At 71.0% G+C, this 16,361-nt stretch carries 15 protein-coding genes and 3 tRNA genes; 10 read left to right on the top strand and 8 right to left on the bottom strand.

Features of this window, described 5'->3' with window-relative positions:
• Positions 1-17: 17 nt before the first annotated feature.
• From ABZU46_RS00320 to ABZU46_RS00300, 5 genes are all read right to left on the bottom strand, one after another.
• Positions 18-905 carry a carbohydrate ABC transporter permease gene (locus ABZU46_RS00320; RefSeq protein WP_354853558.1) on the bottom strand — a complete coding sequence of 296 codons (888 nt, stop codon included), beginning with the start codon at positions 903-905 and terminating at the stop codon, positions 18-20.
• Between the two features lie 11 nt (positions 906-916).
• Complete coding sequence (locus ABZU46_RS00315; protein WP_354853555.1) at positions 917-1,825, bottom strand: sugar ABC transporter permease; 909 nt, start codon at positions 1,823-1,825, stop codon at positions 917-919.
• A 129-nt stretch (positions 1,826-1,954) separates the two neighbouring features.
• Entirely contained in the window at positions 1,955-3,334 is a 1,380-nt protein-coding gene (locus ABZU46_RS00310; protein ID WP_354853553.1) for an extracellular solute-binding protein, read from the bottom strand.
• A 296-nt stretch (positions 3,335-3,630) separates the two neighbouring features.
• On the bottom strand, positions 3,631-4,635 hold the full coding sequence (locus tag ABZU46_RS00305; RefSeq protein ID WP_354853550.1) for a LacI family DNA-binding transcriptional regulator: 1,005 nt from the start codon (positions 4,633-4,635) through the stop codon (positions 3,631-3,633).
• Positions 4,636-4,741: 106 nt separating this feature from the next.
• Positions 4,742-4,990, bottom strand: coding sequence for a hypothetical protein (locus ABZU46_RS00300; RefSeq protein WP_354853547.1), 249 nt, complete (start codon positions 4,988-4,990; stop codon positions 4,742-4,744).
• 296 nt (positions 4,991-5,286) lie between these two features.
• Here ABZU46_RS00300 and ABZU46_RS00295 point away from each other — a divergent pair, with 296 nt between their 5' ends.
• On the top strand, positions 5,287-5,502 hold the full coding sequence (locus ABZU46_RS00295) for a hypothetical protein (RefSeq protein WP_354853544.1): 216 nt from the start codon (positions 5,287-5,289) through the stop codon (positions 5,500-5,502).
• Between the two features lie 55 nt (positions 5,503-5,557).
• On the opposite strand, the gene ABZU46_RS00290 is transcribed toward ABZU46_RS00295, so the two are convergent.
• Positions 5,558-7,033: an FAD-dependent oxidoreductase gene (locus ABZU46_RS00290; RefSeq protein WP_354853541.1), complete on the bottom strand. Its 1,476-nt coding sequence runs from the start codon at positions 7,031-7,033 to the stop codon at positions 5,558-5,560.
• Between the two features lie 91 nt (positions 7,034-7,124).
• Here ABZU46_RS00290 and ABZU46_RS00285 point away from each other — a divergent pair, with 91 nt between their 5' ends.
• On the top strand, positions 7,125-8,201 hold the full coding sequence (locus tag ABZU46_RS00285; protein WP_354853539.1) for a serine hydrolase domain-containing protein: 1,077 nt from the start codon (positions 7,125-7,127) through the stop codon (positions 8,199-8,201).
• Between the two features lie 12 nt (positions 8,202-8,213).
• Here ABZU46_RS00285 and ABZU46_RS00280 read toward each other — a convergent pair whose 3' ends face one another.
• Both ABZU46_RS00280 and ABZU46_RS00275 read right to left on the bottom strand, forming a co-directional pair.
• A complete protein-coding gene (locus ABZU46_RS00280; RefSeq protein ID WP_354853536.1) occupies positions 8,214-9,539 on the bottom strand; it encodes a deoxyribodipyrimidine photo-lyase in 1,326 nt (441 codons plus the stop codon).
• Complete coding sequence (locus ABZU46_RS00275; RefSeq protein ID WP_354853533.1) at positions 9,536-10,459, bottom strand: phytoene/squalene synthase family protein; 924 nt, start codon at positions 10,457-10,459, stop codon at positions 9,536-9,538. Before ABZU46_RS00275 ends, ABZU46_RS00280 begins: the two co-directional genes overlap by 4 nt.
• A gap of 64 nt (positions 10,460-10,523) precedes the next feature.
• Between ABZU46_RS00275 and ABZU46_RS00270 the strand changes: the two genes are divergently transcribed.
• The 8 genes from ABZU46_RS00270 to ABZU46_RS00235 all read left to right on the top strand — a co-directional run bounded on the left by ABZU46_RS00270 (position 10,524) and on the right by ABZU46_RS00235 (position 16,110).
• Positions 10,524-11,666: a polyprenyl synthetase family protein gene (locus ABZU46_RS00270; RefSeq protein WP_354853530.1), complete on the top strand. Its 1,143-nt coding sequence runs from the start codon at positions 10,524-10,526 to the stop codon at positions 11,664-11,666.
• Between the two features lie 28 nt (positions 11,667-11,694).
• Complete coding sequence (gene crtI, locus ABZU46_RS00265) at positions 11,695-13,176, top strand: phytoene desaturase family protein (protein WP_354853527.1); 1,482 nt, start codon at positions 11,695-11,697, stop codon at positions 13,174-13,176.
• Entirely contained in the window at positions 13,173-13,793 is a 621-nt protein-coding gene (gene idi / locus ABZU46_RS00260; protein WP_354853524.1) for an isopentenyl-diphosphate Delta-isomerase, read from the top strand. Before crtI ends, idi begins: the two co-directional genes overlap by 4 nt.
• The gene (locus ABZU46_RS00255; RefSeq protein WP_354853906.1) at positions 13,783-14,727 is read left to right on the top strand and encodes a MerR family transcriptional regulator; all 945 of its coding nucleotides are present in this window, start codon (positions 13,783-13,785) and stop codon (positions 14,725-14,727) included. The genes idi and ABZU46_RS00255 overlap by 11 nt, the downstream gene beginning before the upstream one ends.
• A 74-nt stretch (positions 14,728-14,801) precedes the next feature.
• On the top strand, positions 14,802-15,605 hold the full coding sequence (locus ABZU46_RS00250; protein ID WP_354853521.1) for a polysaccharide deacetylase family protein: 804 nt from the start codon (positions 14,802-14,804) through the stop codon (positions 15,603-15,605).
• Between the two features lie 154 nt (positions 15,606-15,759).
• A tRNA-Glu gene (locus ABZU46_RS00245) sits at positions 15,760-15,832 on the top strand.
• 31 nt (positions 15,833-15,863) lie between these two features.
• Positions 15,864-15,937, top strand: a tRNA-Asp gene (locus tag ABZU46_RS00240).
• A gap of 99 nt (positions 15,938-16,036) precedes the next feature.
• A tRNA-Phe gene (locus ABZU46_RS00235) sits at positions 16,037-16,110 on the top strand.
• Positions 16,111-16,361 lie beyond the last annotated feature (251 nt).

Here is a 16,361-nt window from a genome sequence, read left to right as displayed (position 1 = left end):
GTGAATGCGGTCGTGGGCTATCCCTTGATGCCGCCCGTGGTCAGGCCGGACATGATGTTCCGTTGGAAGATCAGGAAGATGATGACAGTCGGGAGGGCGGCGATGACCGACGCGGCGATCACCACGTTCATCGGCGTACCACCCGCGAAGGTGTAGATGCCGACGCTGACCGTCCGGGTCTCGGGCGACGGCATGACCAGTTTCGGCCAGAGGAAGTCCTTCCAGACCGCGGTCACCGCGAAGATCGAGACGACGCCGAGGATGGGACGCGACAGCGGCAGGATGATCGACCAGAGCGTGCGCAGCGACGTCGCCCCGTCCATCAGGGCGGCGGCCATCAGCTCCTCCGGGATCGAGTCGAAGAACCGCTTCAGCAGGAAGATGTTGAACGCGTTCGCGACCATCGGCAGCCAGATCGCGAACGGTGAGTCGAGCAGGTTGATGTGCAGGATCGGCAGGTCGAGCACCGTCACGTACTGCGGAACGATGAGGACCATCGCCGGGATCATCAGGGTGCCCAGCATCAGGGCGAGGATCGCGTTGCCGAAGATCGGCCGGAGCTTCGACAGGGAGTACGCGGCGGCGCTGTCGAAGACGAGTTGGAACAGCACCGCCCCTATGGCGTAGTAAAAGGTGTTGAACAGCAGCTTGGCGAGGGCGAGGTTGTTCCACGCGTCGATGTAGTTCTGCGGCTGCGGGTCCTTCGGGAACAGCGACGGCGGGGTCTGCGCGATCTCCTGGCCGGACTTGAGCGCGCCGGTGACCATCCAGTAGAGGGGCCCGAGGAAGACGAGCGTGAAGCCCGCCACGACGACCACGAGCAGCGTCCAGTAGATGACCTTGCCGCGCCCCCGGCTCAGCTGGGAGTGGGAGATGAGGGTCCGGGTACCGGAATCCTGTGCCATTGGGCGCCGTCCTAGTCCTGTTTCGCGGTCAGTCGCACGTACACGGCGGAGAAGCCGGCCAGCACCACGAGCATGATCACGCCCAGCGCGGCGGCGCCGTTGAGATCGTTCTGGAAGAACCCGTGCTGGTAGATGAGGTACGCCACCGAGGTCGCGGAATCCTCCGCGCCCGCGCCGTTGGCGAGGATCAGTGGCTCGATGAAGAGCTGCATCGTGGCGACGATCTGCAGCATCGCCAGGAGCGCGAGGATCAGCCGGGTCTGCGGGATCGTCACGTGGCGGATCCGCCGCCAGATCCCGGCGCCGTCGAGCTCTGCCGCCTCGTACAGCTCACCGGGAATGTTCTGCAACGACGCCAGGTAGATCAGGACGGCGCCACCCATGTTCATCCAGGTGGACGCGATCACCATGGCCGGCATCGTCATCGCCGGCGACTGCATCCACTGCGACGTGGGCAGGTGCAGCGCCGTGAGGATCGCGTTGAACAACCCCGCCTCGCTGGGGTCGTACGCGTAGAACTTGAAGAGGAACAGCGCCGAGGCCGGCGGCAGCATGACCGGCAGGTAGACCAGGACCCGCAGGTAACCCTTGGCGTGGCGGAACTCGTTGAGCAGGATCGCCACGAAGAACGGCACCGCGTACCCGAGCACGAGCGCGAGCACAGTGAAGTAGAGCGTGTTCTTCCAGGCGGGCCAGAAGCTGGGGTCGGCGATGAGGCGGGAGTAGTTGTCCCAGCCCACCCAGGTCGTCTCGCCGCGCCTGGTCCGCTGGAAGCTCATGACGATGCCGCGGATCATCGGGTACCAGGAGAAGACCACGAAGCAGAGCACGGCGCCGATCAGGAACGCGTGCCCGGCGAGGTTGTCCCGTACCTTGCGGCCGAGGCTCGTGCGCTGCGGCCCTGTCGCGTACGGCGACATCGGGCGACCCGGTTTCCTGGGGGCCTGGGGGACGGCGGTGATCGCCAAGGCAACTCCTGCGGAAGTCAGTGACGCGGACGGTGCGGCGCGGGGTGTGGGGGCCGGTGGACCGACCCCCACACCTGCCGGTCAGCTCTCGGCGGCCAGGAGCTGGTTGACCTTCTCTTCGGCCGTCTTCAGCAGCGCGTCGATGTTCGCGTTCGGGTTCGTCAGCACCCCGGACATCGCGGCGTCGAGGACCGCGTAGATCGCCTGCGCGTTGCGCGGCTCACCCTTGATCGGCACCGGGGTCGCCTCGAAGATGGCGAAGTTCGCGGTGTCGACGTTCGCGTTCGCCTTGCGCAGCTCGAGTTCCTGCTTCTGCGCCTCGCTGCCGTTGGCGAACAGCAGCGGCTGGGGCAGACCCACCGGGTAGTTCTGCGGCTTGGCCCGGACGTAGTCGAACTGGCCCTTGCCCGGCGTGAGCTTCTGGTAAGCGATCCACTTCAGACCGGCCTTGACCTGCTCGGGAGAGAGGTCCTTCTTGAAGAAGTAGCCCTCGCCGCCGCCGAGCGTGCCCTTCGCCGGACCGTCCTGGCCGGGCAGCGGGGCCATCGCCCAGTCCTGGAACTTGCCCTGGAACTGGCTGACGATCGCCTGGGTGGCGTCCGGGGCGCCGATGAACATGCCGACCTTGCCCGCGCCGGCGTTGGTCAGCAGGTCACCCCACTGGAGCAGCTGGCGGGAGCCCATGCTGTTGTCGCCGTACCGCATGTCCTTGATGTTCTGCAGGACCTGCTTGCCCATCGCGTTGTTGAAGTCGGCCTTCTTGCCGTCCGCGGACAGCACCTGGCCACCCTGCGAGTAGAGCAGCGAGGTGAAGTGCCAGCCGCCGGTGTTGCCGGCGCTGTACTCGGAGTAGCCGGCGATGCCGTTGCCGAGGGCGGAGATCTTCTTGGCGGCGGCCCGGACGTCGGCCCAGGTCTTGGGCGGGTTGTTGACGTCGAGCCCGGCCTTCTGGAACAGGACCTTGTTGTAGACCAGGCCCATCGAGTAGTTCTTCACCGGGACGGCGTACAGCTTGCCGCCGTCGGTGAAGGCCTCCTTGAGCGCCGGGTCGACGCTGTCCCAGGTGGGGATCGTGTCCTTGTTGACGACCCCACTGATGTCCATCGCCTGACCGGAGTCGAGCACCTGCTGGAGATCGGTCATGTACCCGTAGAACACGTCGGTCACGGTGCCGCCGGCGAGGCGGGCGGTGAAGTCCGGCGGGTTGTTGCACTGCTCGCCGACGCTCACGCTCTTGACGACGATGTCCGGGTTCTGCTTCTGGAACTCGACGACATCGTCGTTCCAGTTCTTCAACAACTCTTTCTGTGCGCCGACCGGCTGGCAGTCGACCGTGATGGTGACCTTGCCGCCGGCGGTCGTGCCCTTGTCGTCGCTCTTCGTGGAGCATGCCGTGAGGCTGAACCCCAGGCCGGCCACGAGCGCCAGCGCCGCAGCCCTTCGGTATTGCGGTACGGACATCTGTCCATCCCTTCGGGAACGGGTGTCTCCATGAGGTGCGCTGATCTGCGGTGATGCGACCTGACGCCCTGTAGCTGCGCCGGAGCCAGGTGTGAGTGGAGTCACTGTAACGAGGCCGACTCATTTCAGCAAGGTGTCGACCGTGTGTTGAAAGGACACGACTTCTTGACGACAGAGACCGACAGTCGCTTGTTTTACGCCGGATTTGATCGCTTATGGACGCAAAAAAAAGCCGCCGACCGCGATGAGCGGTCGACGGCCGGACGGGGCTGGCGGTCAGTACGGCAGGGGCATCGTCAGCGGCCGGGGGCGGGCGCGGTGGAACCGCGAACCACCAGCTCCGGTTCGAACAGCAGCTCGTCCTGGAGGACGCCGGCGCCCTCGATCTGGGTGACCAGCAGATCCACGGCGGCCTGACCCATCGTCTCGATCGGCTGCCGCACCGTGGTCAGCGGCGGGTCGGTGCAGGTCATGAACGCCGAGTCGTCGTAGCCCACCACCGAGATGTCCGTCGGCACCGCACGACCCAGCCGCCGTGCGGCTCGAATGGTGCCCAGGGCCAGCACGTCGCTGGCGCAGATGATGCCCGTGACGCCACGCTCGACGAGCTTCGTCGCGGCGACCCGCGCCCCCTCCATGGAGAAGCTGGAGCGCTGGACGCACTCAGCGTCGCCCTCGCCCCAGCCCGCAACCTGGACCATCGCGTCCAGCTTGCGGCGGGACGGCACGTGCCCCTCCGGGCCGAGCACCATCCCGATCCGCTCGTGGCCGAGCGAACGCAGATGCCCGTACGCCTGCTCCACCGCCACCGCGTCGTCGGTGGAGACGCGCGGAAAGCCCAACTCGTCCACACCGGCGTTGACCAGCACCACCGGAAGGCCCCGATCGGTGAGCCTCCGATAGTGGTCGTGCCGGGCGTCGGCGAGCGCGTACGAACCACCGGCGAAGATCACCCCAGAGACCTGGTGGTCGAGGAGCATCTCCACGTAGTCCATCTCGGACACGCCGCCGATTGTGCGGGCGCAGAGCGCCGGGGTGTAGCCGCGCTGTGCGAGGGAGCCGGTGACGACCTCGGCGAGCGCCGGGAAGATGGGGTTCTGCAGCTCGGGCAGCACCAGCCCGACCAGCCGGGCACGCTCGCCGCGCAGCTTGGTCGGTCGCTCGTAGCCGAGCACGTCCAGCGCGGTCAGCACGGCCGTGCGGGTCGTCTCGGAGACGCCGTCCCGACCGTTGAGCACCCGGCTGACGGTGGCCTCGCTGACGCCCGCCTTCTTGGCAACTTCAGTCAACCGCTTAGTCACGGGCGCAATCGTACGTCACCAGAATGAAAGAAATGAACGGCAATTGAGGCAAAGTTTGCGGTCCGGCTGTCGCACCGCGCTCGCCAGTCGACAGTCAGATTCTGAGTCACGTCGTCAGGCGCGGACTGGATCGTCGTGAACGCCCGACCGCCGGTTCGACCCGGCGCTGGACGCGCAGCCCGGCTCTTCGGACAAACAGCTCGCGCTTGGCCCTCGCCAACCCCTGCGCGTCGAGCGCATAACCCGTGATCCAGAGCCAGCCGGTGTACGGGTCGACCTCGCCCAGTGACACCAGCCGCAGCAGGAGGGCCCGCTCACCCGTGAACTGCACCGAACAGGCGGCCCCGATCAGCATGACATCTCCCGGACGAGGTGCCGACGTCGTCACCGCTCCTCGCCAGGCCAGTGCCCGCGATTGATCGGGACGCGATGCCTGACTCGGCACGGCAACTCGTTCCCACACCGGCAGACGTTCCGCCACCTGACCCACGACCACACCGGCTTGTGCCGGCGAGCCAGCGTCAGCGCGACCGCCGTCAGGTACTCGGCGTAAGAAACACGTCGGGTCATACGCCTACAGTCGCCACCCCGGACGAATTAGTCAACTGGCAATAGCCAAAAGGAAAGGCTAGGTCGTCTTACGTTCGGGCCATGGACCGAGGGCCGGGTCAGCTCATGGGGCCGTACGAGATCGCCGAACGCCTGGGCGTCTCGCGCCAGCGATTCCAGCAGCTTGCCCGGTATCCCACCTTCCCGAAGCCGTACCAGGAGCTACGAGGGACGAAGGTCTGGTTGGCCGAGGATGTCGAGGCTTGGATCAAGAAGTACCGCCAGCCTCGCCCAACGGAGGACGACACCCCGGGCTGACCGAGTCGAGCGGTCAGCCCCAACGCTCGGCAGCACACAGAGCGGCACGCCACCGTCAGGACAGGTCGCGCAGCGCGTCCTCGATGGCGCGGTGGAAGGTCGGGTACGCGTAGATCATGTGCCGCAGCTGACTCAACGGCACGGCCGCGTGCACCGCCACCACCAGCGCGGACAGCACCTCACCACCGGCCGGACCGACCGACGTCGCGCCGATCAGCACGCCCTGGTCGGCGTCCGCGACGAGCTTGATGAAGCCCTCGTCACCGACCTGGTGGATCCAGCCACGGGTCGAGCTGCCCAGCTTGGTGAACCCGACCTGCACGTTGATGCCACGCTCGCGGGCCTGCTGCTCGGTCAGCCCCACCGCCCCGACCTCGGGATCGGTGAAGGTCACCCGGGGCAGCGCGCGGTAGTCGGCGCGCGGCACGGTGCCGGCCGACCCACTCGACCCGCTGGCGGCCACCGAACTGGAAGCGCCCATTGCACCGCCGACGACGCTGGCGGTCCCGCTGGCGTCGGCCCCCGCCGTCGCCTCCCGGGCGTGGGCCAGCAGATCGGCCACGACGATCCCCGCCTGGTACATGGCGATGTGGGTGAACGCCCCCTCGCCGGTCAGGTCGCCCACCGCCCAGATGCGGTCGGTGACGTGCAGCCGGTCGTCCACCGGCAGGTAACGCTGGGTGGCGTCCACACCGACGCTGTCCAGCCCCACCTCCTCCAGGTGCGCCCGGCGGCCGGTCACCACGAGCAGTCGCTCGGCGGTGAACTCCGCCCCACCGCCGCCGTGCAGCGTGAACCGGTCGCCATCGTGCTCGACCCGTTCGGCCCGTACGCCGGTGTGGATCTCGACGCCGTCGGCGCGCAGCGCGGCGGCGGCCACCTCGGACGCCTCGGGCTCCTCGACGGCCAGCACCCGGTCCAGCGCCTCCACCACCGTGACGCGGACGCCGAAGCGCGCGAAGACCTGGGCCAGCTCCAGCCCGATCGCGCCCCCGCCGAGCACCAGCAGCGACTCGGGCAGCTGCTCGACCTCGATCGCCTGGTGGTTGGTCCAGTACGGCGTGTCGGCCAGGCCGTCGATCGGCGGCACCGAGGGCCGGGTGCCGGTGCCCAGGACGACGCCGTGCCGGGCCTGGAACACCTGGTCACCGACCCGGACCCGACCCGGGCCGTCGAGCCGACCACTGCCCCGGACGAACCGGCCGCCCTTGCCGGTGAACCGCTCGACCGCGACCGTGTCGTCCCAGCTGTCGGTGGCCTCCTCGCGGATCCGCTTCGCCACCGGCGCCCAGTCCGGCCGGACCTGCGCCGTGCCCGCGAGCCCGTCGACCCGACGCGCCTCGGCCAGCGCGTTGGCGGCCCTGATCATCATCTTGCTCGGGATGCAGCCCCAGTACGGACATTCGCCGCCGACGAGGTCCCGTTCGACGCCGACCACGCTGAGGCCGGCCTCAGCGAGCCGCCCGGCCACCTCCTCGCCGCCGACCCCGAGCCCCACCACGATCACATCCACCAGCTCCGGCTCCGCCATCGAGACAGCATCCCCCAGCGGTCTCTCCCCGACCACCGGGGTCGGGAAAAAGTCGGCACGGTAACGCCGTCGGACCGCCTACGGTGATCCGATGCCTGCACGCTTCGACCCCGTCCGGGACTGCTTCCGCGACCTGCTCGCCTCCAGCCGGGAGTCCGGCGCCAGCCTGACCGTCTGGTACGACGGCCAGCCGGTGCTCGACCTGGTCGGCGGCTCCCGGACCGCCGACGGGTCGACCGGCCAACCGTGGCGGCCGGACACGCTGGTCAACGTCTACTCGGTCGGCAAGCCCGTGGCCGCGCTCTGCCTGCTGCTGCTCGTCGACCGGGGACGGGTCGACCTCGACTCGCCAGTCGAGAGGTACTGGCCGGAGTTCCGCACCCCGGCCACGGTGCGGCAGGTGTTGTCACACACCGCCGGGCTGCCGGCCTTTCCGGTGCCCCGGCCGGCGGCCGCCATCACCGACTGGGCGCTGCTCGCGGGCGACCTGGCCGCCGCCGACCCCGAGTGGCCGCCCGGGTCGCTGGCCGGAGAGCACGCCTGGACGTACGGCCACCTGGTGGGCGAGCTGGTCCGCCGGGTCGACGGCCGCGGCGTGGGCCGCTTCCTGGCCGACGAGATCGCCGGCCCGTGGCAGCTCGACCTCGGCTTCGGGCTGGCCGAGGCGGACCAGCGAAGGTGCGCGGACCTGCGCTACGGCGACCCGCAGTGGCCGGTCCGGAAGGTGGGCGAGCCGGAATCACTGCGGGCGCGGGCGATGGGCAACCCGGCCGGCGGGCTGGACCTCGCCGTGCTGAACAGCCCGCTGTGGCGGGGCGCCGAGATGCCGGCGGTCAACCTGCACGCCACCGCCGCCGGCCTGGGCCGGCTCTACGCCGGCCTGCTGGCCGGTGGCGTCCTGGACGGTGTACGGCTCTTCAGCCCCGGCCTCGTCGACGAGGCCACCCGGGTCCAGTACGACGGGCCGGACCTGGTGCTGGACCGCCGGGCCCGGTGGACGCTGGGTATGCAGTGGGAGCCGGACGGCAGCTGGGGCATGGGCGGGCTCGGTGGCAGCAGCGCCTGGGCCGACCCGGTGCGCGGCTACTGCCTCGCGTACGCCACGGCGCTGCTCGCGGAACACGACCGGGTCGACGAGCTGGCCGAGGCCCTGCACTCGGTGCTCTGACGCGTCGTCGCCTCAGCGCAGCCAGACCGGGTCGGTGCCGGGTACGGAGAGCGGCGGCGGGTAGTCCACCGTGCGGCGGAGGTCGTCGGGCAGCTTCCACGGCTGGTGGACGGCCTTGCCCGGCACCTCCGACAGCTCCGGCACCCAGCGGCGCACGTAGTCGCCGGCCGGGTCGTACCGCTCGGCCTGCCGGACCGGGTTGAACCCCCGGTACGGCTTGGTGTCGTTGCCGGTGCCGGCGACCCACTGCCAGTTGCCCGAGTTGTTGGCCACGTCCCCGTCGAGCAGCCAGCGGAAGAAGACCCCGACACCGGCCCGCCAGTCCTGCCCCAGGTGCTTGGTCAGGTAGCCGGCGGTGATCAGCCGCGCCCGGTTGTGCTGCCAACCCTGCGCCCGCATCTGCCGCATCCCGGCGTCCACGATCGGCATTCCGGTCCGCCCCGCGGCCCAGGCCGACAGGGCGTCATCGTCGTAGCGCCACTCTTCGGTGGCACCCCGCCGGTAGGCGGCCGTCGAGATCTCCGGAAACGCGGCGGTGACCTGGTAGTAGAAGTCGCGCCAGCAGACCTGCCGGACGAAGGGCCCGGACCGGTCGCCGGCACGGTTGGCCACCGACAGCGGGGACAGGCAGCCGAAGCGCAGGTACGGGCTGAGTCGGGAGGTGTCGTCGCCGGCCATGTCGTCGTGCTGGTCGTCGTACCGGCCCAGCTCGGGCAGCCAGTCGGTGAGCCGCTGTCGGGCGAGCCGCTCGCCGCCGACGGCCGCGTCCGGTGACTCCCCGGCCGGCGGGGCCGGCACCCGACCCACGCGCACCCCGTCGGGCAGCGTGATCCGGCGGGGTGCGGCCAACTCCTCGCGCCACCGCGCGGACGCCCACGCCCGGTGGTACGGGCTGAACACCCGGTAGTGGTCGCCGCCGCCGCCGGGGCGCAACGCACCCGGCTCGACGACCGTCAGCCCCGGAAAGAGCCGCAGGCGCAGCCGGTGCCGCTCGCACTCGGCGCGCAGTCGCCGCTCCCGCCGACGGGCGTAGCGGCTGATGTCGGCGGAGAGCGCCACGGCGGTGGCGCCGACCTGGCCGGCCAACCGGATCGTCTCGGCCACCGGGTCGCCGCGCCGCACCACCAGGTCACCACCGCGCTCGCGCAGCGCGTCGCGCAGGTCGGCGAGCGCCTGGTGCAGGAACCGGGTGCGGTTGGCCGACAAGCCGGCCAGAGCCGGGTCGAGCACGTACAGCGGCACCACCCGGTCGAACGCCGCGCAGGTGGTGGCCAGCGCCGGGTGGTCGTGCACCCGCAGGTCGCGGGTGAAGAGCACGATCGCGGTGCCCGCCGTCATCGGGCCGCCGGCTGGACCGTCGGCCCGGGGATCGTGACCGGGGTACCCGTCGGGGTGAGCAGAGCGCGGGCGGCCACCGCCATCCGCCGCCGCTGCGGCACCAGGGCCCGGCGGGTGAAGACGTCGTAGTCCTGCGCGGCAACCTCGTCGAGGATGCCGCCATAGAGGGCGTACGCGGTGCGCATGCACGCCTGCGACGCTGGCGCGAGCATGGTGATGCCGGGCGCGGCGGCGGCATAGTGCGCCTGCGCCCGGGTCACCTCGTACTCGATCAGCTCGCGCGTCCGGGGCGTTCCGCGCCCGCGGGCGCTGGCCTCGGCCAGGTCCTCGCGGGTGACGCCGAACTTCGCCAGGTCCTCGTCGGGCAGGTAGGTGCGACCCCGGTCGAGGTCCTCGGCGACGTCGCGGATGAAGTTGGTGAGCTGGAAGGCGAAGCCGAGCTGCCGAGCCGGCTCACGGGCGGCCGCCGGATCGGTGCTGCCCAGGATCGGCAGCATCATGGTGCCGATCACCGCCGCCGAGCCCTCCATGTAGTCGAGCAGGTGGTCGTACGTCGCGTACGAGGTGACGGTCAGGTCCATCGCCATGCTCGTCAGAAACGACGCAAAGTCGTCCCGGTCGAGATCGAAGATGGCGATCGTGTGCAGCACGGCCGGCAGCAGCGGGTCGTCGACCGGCGCACCGTGCAGACCGGCCACGAACCGGCTGGCCCAGTCGTCGAGCCGGGCGGCCCGCTCGGCCGGTGGCAGGTCCTCGGTGCGGTCGACGATCTCGTCGGCGTACCGCGTGAATCCGTAGAGGGCGTGCACATGTCGTCGTTTCCACGCGGGGAGCAACCGGGTGGCGAGATAGTAGGTACGCCCGTGCCGTTTGTGCAGCTCACGACACCGGTCATAGGCAGCGGTGAGATTCGTGTCCACCGGCCCTCCTCAATTATCGACGCACCAATCGACGCAACTCGTACCCTAGGGTACGCTCGCCACCATGGCCAACGACGCAGTAGCGGGCAACGCGACCCGTGTGGCGCCGACAGGGCCGGGCGACAGGGACGATCCGGTCCGCGCCGTCCTGGCCGCGTACACCCAGGACCTGATCACGGCGGTCGACGAGACCCTCTCCACCTTCCTCACCGCCGAGGTCGACGCACTCACCGAGATCGACGCGGCGATGGGCGGCTTCGCGTCCGCCGCCCGCGAGGCCGTGCTGGCCGGCGGCAAGCGGATCCGGTCCACGTTCGCCTACTGGGGCTGGCGCGGGGCGGTCGGCGGCACCGAGCCCCTCCCACCGGTCCTGCCCGCGCTGGCCTCCCTCGAACTGCTGCACACCTTCGCGCTGGTACACGACGACGTGATGGACGCCTCCACCACCCGCCGCGGCCGGCCCACCGCACACGTCGCGCTCGCCGCGCAGCACGTCGCCGCCGGCCACCGGGGCGACCCCGACCGGTTCGGCGAGGCGGCCGCCGTGCTCATCGGCGACCTCTGCATGGTCTGGGCCGACAAGCTGCTCGCTCGCGCCACCATCACCCCGGCCCGGCTGTTCGAGGTCCGCCGCTGCTACGACCAGATGCGCGTCGAGACGGTTGCCGGGCAGTACCTGGACGTGCTCGGCGAGAACGACCCGAGCAACTGGTCGGTCGACCGGGCACTGCGCGTGGCCCGCTACAAGACCGCCAGCTACACGGTGCAGCGACCGCTGCTCTTCGGCGCCTGCCTGGCCGGGGTGACCGCCGACGCCGCGCTGGTCACCGCGTACACCCGCTACGGCCTGGCCGTCGGCGAGGCCTTCCAACTCCGCGACGACCTGCTCGGCGTCTACGGCGACCCGGCGGCGACCGGCAAGCCGGCCGGCGACGACCTGCGCACCGGCAAGCCGACCACGCTGCTCATGCTGGCTCGCCAACTGGCCACTCCCCGCCAGCTCCGAGCACTGGAGCAGGCCGACGGCGAGCCGGTCGACCGGCTCGCCGACCTGGTCGCCGAGACCGGCGCGGTGGCCCGGGTGGAGCGGATGATCGCCGAGCGGGTGGGCGACGCCCTGGCCGCGCTCGACAGCGCGCCCGTGGACCGGACGGCGCGTACCGCGCTGACCGGGTTGGCCGCCGCCGCCACCAGCCGGCGGGCCTGATGAGCGATTCTCACGAGGAGGTGGTCACGTGCGGACGGTGACGGGACGGACGGACCGGGTGGTGGTCGTCGGCGCCGGGCTGGGTGGGCTGGCCTGCGCGCTGCACCTGGCCGGCAGCGGCCGACAGGTGACGGTGCTGGAGCGCGAGCCGGTCCCCGGCGGGCGCGCGGGCCGACTCTCCGTGGGTGGGTACGAGTTCGACACCGGCCCGACCGTGCTCACCATGCCCGACCTCATCGCCGAGGCGCTCGGGGCGGTCGGCGAGGAGCTGCACGACTGGCTCGACCTGACCCCGCTCGACCCGGCCTACCGGGCGTACTACCCGGACGGCTCGACCCTCGACGTGCTCACCGACACCACCCGGATGGCGGCCGAGATCTCCCGGGTCTGCGGGCCCCGGGAGGCCGACGGCTACCTGCGCTTCGTCGACTACGCCCGGGAGCTGTGGCGGCTGGAACGGGCCGACTTCATCGAGCGCAACCTGGACGCGCCCACCGACCTCATCACCGGCAACCTGCTCAAGCTGCTCACCGGCGGGGCCTTCCGCCGCCTCCAGACAAAGATCAACCAGTTCTTCCGGGACCCGCGTACCCAGCGGATCTTCTCCTTCCAGGCGATGTACGCCGGGCTCGCCCCGCACGACGCGCTGGCCATCTACGCGGTCATCGCGTACCTCGACTCGGTGGCCGGTGTCTACTTCCCCCGCGGGGGCATCCACGCGGTCTCCCGGGCGATGGCCGGCGCGGCCGAGAAGCACGGCGTGCAGATCCGGTACGACACGACGGTGACCCAGGTGCAGACCGCGAACGGCCGGGCCACCGGCGTGCTCACCGCCGACGGCGAGCTCGTGCCGGCGGACGTCGTGGTGCTCAACCCGGACCTGCCGGTCGCCTACCGGGACCTGCTCCCCGCCGCGCCCGCGCGACGCCTCACCTACTCACCCTCCTGCGTCGTCCTGCACGTCGGCTCACGACAGGGATATGCGAAGATCGCCCACCACAACATCCATTTCGGACGCGCGTGGAAGGGCACCTTCGATGAGGTCATCCGCAGGGGCGAGCTGATGACCGATCCGTCGCTGCTGGTGACCAACCCCAGCCGGACCGACCCGTCGGTGGCCCCACCGGACCGACACACCTACTACGTGCTCGCGCCGGTGCCCAACCTCGACCGGGCGCCGTTCGAGTGGCGCGGCGACCTGACCAGGCGCTACGGCGACCAGCTGATCAGCACGCTGGAGGAGCGCGGGTACGTCGGCTTCGGCGCCGGGGTCGAGGTGTTGCAGGCGATCACCCCCGCCGAGTGGGCGGAGCAGGGGATGGCCGCCGGCACCCCGTTCGCCGCCGCGCACACCCTCTTCCAGACCGGGCCGTTCCGCCCGTCGAACCTGCACCGCGACCTGTCGAACGTGGTCTTCGTCGGCTCCGGCACCCAGCCCGGTGTGGGCGTACCGATGGTGTTGATCTCCGGCAAGCTGGCCGCCGGCCGGATCACCGGAGAAGGCCGATGACGAGCCGCGAGGACCACCTCGTCGAACTGGTCGACGACCGCGGGCAGCCCTGCGGCGACACCACAGTCGCCGCCGCCCACCAGCCGCCGGGGCAACTGCACCGGGCCTTCTCGGTGCTGCTGATCGACCCGGACGGCCAGGTGCTGCTGCAACGACGGGCCGCGGTCAAGACCCGCTTCCCGCTGCGCTGGGCCAACTCCTGCTGCGGCCATCCGCGCCCCGGCGAATCGCTGACCGAGGCGGCCAACCGGCGGCTGAAGGAGGAGCTGGGCACCGGCCCGGTCGAGCTGACCGAGGTGGGCGTCTACGTCTACTACGCCGAGGACCCGACCTCCGGTCGCGTCGAATTCGAGTACGACCACGTGCTGCGCGGCGAGTTCCTGCCCGCCGCCCCGCTGCGACCCGACCCGGACGAGGTGGCCGAGCTGCGCTGGGCCGACCCGGCCGCCCTGGAGGCCGAACTCGACCGCGACCCCCGGTCGTACGCACCCTGGCTGGGCGGGGTGGTGAACCGACTGCTGCGCCCCTCGGGTGCTCCGTCGGGCGCCCCCGGCTCGCCCACGACCCCGGCCGGATCGTCGGCGGATGACGCGGCGGAGCGGTCGGGTGGCCGATGAGGCGCTGAGCGCGGGCGCCGTCGCGCGCCGGCTGGGGGTCGCGGTCACCACGCTGCGCACCTGGCACCAGCGCTACGGGCTCGGGCCCAGCGAGCACGTGCCCGGCCACCACCGTCGGTACACCCCCGCCGATCTGGCCCGCCTCGAAACCATGCGGCGGTTGACCGCCGAGGGCGTGAGCCCGGCCGAGGCGGCCCGGTGGGCGCGGCAGGCACCCGACCGGACGTCCGTGGACACCGTCACCCGCAGCCGGATCCGCCCGCCCGGCCGCGACGGTGGCGGCGCCATCCCGGTGGGCCGCGCCGGCCCGGCCGCCCGGGGCCTGGCCCGCGCCGCCATGCGCCTGGACGCCGCGGCGATCAACGAGACCATCGCGCACACGATCGCCGCCAGCGGCGTCGTCGCCACCTGGGAGACCCTGCTGCGCCCCGTGCTCGCCGGCATCGGTGACCGGCACGCCGCCACCTCCGGCCTGATCGAGGTCGAACACCTGGTCTCCCGGTGCGTGTCGGAGGCATTCGCGGCAGCCAGCCAGGCCAACGCGCCCAGCGGCCCCGCCCGGATCCTGCTCTCCTGCGCCGACGAGGAACAGCACACCCTCCCCCTGGAAGCGTTGGCCGCCGCGCTCGCCGAGGCCGGGGTGAGCTACCGGATGCTGGGTGCCCGGGTGCCGGTGGCCGCCCTCGTCGAGGCGGTCAACCGCACCGGCCCGGCCGCCGTGGTGCTCTGGTCACACACCCGGGCCACGGCCGACCCGGCCCAGCTCAGCGCGCTGCTCGCGGCGCCCCGCCGCCCGCTGCTGATCCTCGCCGCCGGCCCCGGCTGGCGGGCCGACACGCTGCCCGCCGGGGTGGTCCGGCCCGTCGACCTGGCCGAGGCGGTCTCGCTCGCGATGGCGGTCCGTGACTCGCTGGACCAGTCGCGGGAGGCGTGACCGGACTGTCGGTCCCCCACTCGCTTCCACTACCGTCGGGGCGTCCGCCTGCCCCGACCCCCGGGAGCGAACAGATGCAAGCCCGCGCCGCCCTGGCGTCCGTCCTCGCCGTGGTGCTGGTCTTGTCCGGTTGCGCTCAGCCAGACAGCACCGTCCACGCCGCCGGCGGGTCGCAGCCCGTCGAGTCGACCACCCCGACCGCCCCGCCCACACCGACGCCCACCCCGTCGCCGAGCCCCACCCACACCAAACCACCGAAGCCGCCCCTGCGACCGCTGCCGGCGAAGCTCCCGGCCGGGCTGCGGCGCACCACCGGCGTACGCCCCGTGGCGTTGACCTTCGACGACGGGCCCAGCCCGGCCTGGACCCCGAAGGTGCTCGACCAACTGCGGTCGGCCCACGTGACGGCCACCTTCTGCGTCGTCGGCCTCGAAGCCCAGCGGCACCCGGAGCTGATCCGGCGGATCGTCCGGGAGGGGCATCAGCTCTGCAACCACAGTTGGCGGCACGACCTCGACCTCGCCCGCCGACCGGTGGCAGAGATCAGGGCCGACCTGGTCCGCACCAACAAGGCCATCCAGGCAGCCTCCCCGGGCACACCGGTGTCCTTCTACCGGCAACCCGGTGGTCGGTGGACACCGGAGGTTCTGGCCGTGGCGAAAGAGCTCGGCATGCGCCCGCTGCACTGGGCCGTCGACCCGCAGGACTGGGACAAGCCGACCGCCGCCACGATCGCCAAGCGGGTCCACAACGCGGCACGTCCCGGTTCCATCGTGCTGCTGCACGACGGGGGCGGAAACCGGGCCGCGACGCTCGCCGCCTGCCCGCACCTGATCGCCGACCTGAAGCACCGCTTCGGCATCACCCGCCTCCGCTAGATTGGATCTGACCTGCGGTTATGCGGTGCACGACGGCTCCACCGATACCGGTTTTGTCGACCAGCCAGGCATCACGTATGCTTTCCAAGCCTCCGGCGGGGCCGGATGGGAGCAAGTCCGCTTGAAGTTGCGAATGTGCAATGATGGCGGGGCCGCCCTCATCGTCTAGCGGCCCAGGACGCCGCCCTTTCAAGGCGGTAGCACGGGTTCGAATCCCGTTGGGGGCACGACCGGCGCAAGCCGGAGCAACACAAGCTAGGTCCTGTGGAGCAGTTGGAGTGCTCGCCGCCCTGTCAAGGCGGAGGTCGCGGGTTCAAGTCCCGTCAGGACCGCAGCGCTGACGCCGCGCCTCGCGCGGCGTTCTGCGTATCGGAGCAGGTGACCCTGCCAGCGGTTCATCCGGTTGGCGGGTAGCATGAGCCGAGCAACACGGCCAGGTAGCTCAGTTGGTACGAGCGTCCGACTGAAAATCGGAAGGTCGGCGGTTCGACCCCGCCCCTGGCCACATAGCCTTTCGCCGGGCTACAGGAGCGCCGACCAGCGGAAACGCGGTCGGCGTTCTGCTTTTCCGCCGCAGCCCGCCCGGCCTTTCCCCGTGATCGCCCGGCCTGGCCCATGATCGCCCCCGCCCGGCCTGTGATCGCCCGGCCTGGCCCGTGATCGCCCCGCCTGCCCCTTGATCGCCCGGCCTGCCCCTTGATCGCCCGGCCTGCCCCTTGATCGACTCGCTTTCGGCGATATCGGGGTATCGCAGCG

This window comes from Micromonospora sp. NPDC005197 (assembly GCF_040608295.1).
Lineage (GTDB): Bacteria > Actinomycetota > Actinomycetes > Mycobacteriales > Micromonosporaceae > Micromonospora.
The sequence above is the reverse complement of the archived record's forward strand: the minus strand, read 5'-3'. Positions and strand labels throughout refer to the sequence as shown.

Excerpts from the sequence above, each read along its gene's own strand:
- ABZU46_RS00310 (WP_354853553.1), bottom strand. The coding sequence starts at position 3,334 with ATGTCCGTACCGCAATACCGAAGGGCTGCGGCGCTGGCGCTCGTGGCC.
- ABZU46_RS00295 (WP_354853544.1), top strand. The coding sequence starts at position 5,287 with ATGGACCGAGGGCCGGGTCAGCTCATGGGGCCGTACGAGATCGCCGAA.
- ABZU46_RS00300 (WP_354853547.1), bottom strand. The coding sequence starts at position 4,990 with ATGCTGATCGGGGCCGCCTGTTCGGTGCAGTTCACGGGTGAGCGGGCC.
- ABZU46_RS00280 (WP_354853536.1), bottom strand. The coding sequence starts at position 9,539 with ATGACGGCGGGCACCGCGATCGTGCTCTTCACCCGCGACCTGCGGGTG.
- ABZU46_RS00290 (WP_354853541.1), bottom strand. The coding sequence starts at position 7,033 with ATGGCGGAGCCGGAGCTGGTGGATGTGATCGTGGTGGGGCTCGGGGTC.
- ABZU46_RS00315 (WP_354853555.1), bottom strand. The coding sequence starts at position 1,825 with ATGTCGCCGTACGCGACAGGGCCGCAGCGCACGAGCCTCGGCCGCAAG.
- ABZU46_RS00285 (WP_354853539.1), top strand. The coding sequence starts at position 7,125 with ATGCCTGCACGCTTCGACCCCGTCCGGGACTGCTTCCGCGACCTGCTC.
- idi (WP_354853524.1), top strand. The coding sequence starts at position 13,173 with ATGACGAGCCGCGAGGACCACCTCGTCGAACTGGTCGACGACCGCGGG.
- ABZU46_RS00250 (WP_354853521.1), top strand. The coding sequence starts at position 14,802 with ATGCAAGCCCGCGCCGCCCTGGCGTCCGTCCTCGCCGTGGTGCTGGTC.
- ABZU46_RS00270 (WP_354853530.1), top strand. The coding sequence starts at position 10,524 with ATGGCCAACGACGCAGTAGCGGGCAACGCGACCCGTGTGGCGCCGACA.
- ABZU46_RS00320 (WP_354853558.1), bottom strand. The coding sequence starts at position 905 with ATGGCACAGGATTCCGGTACCCGGACCCTCATCTCCCACTCCCAGCTG.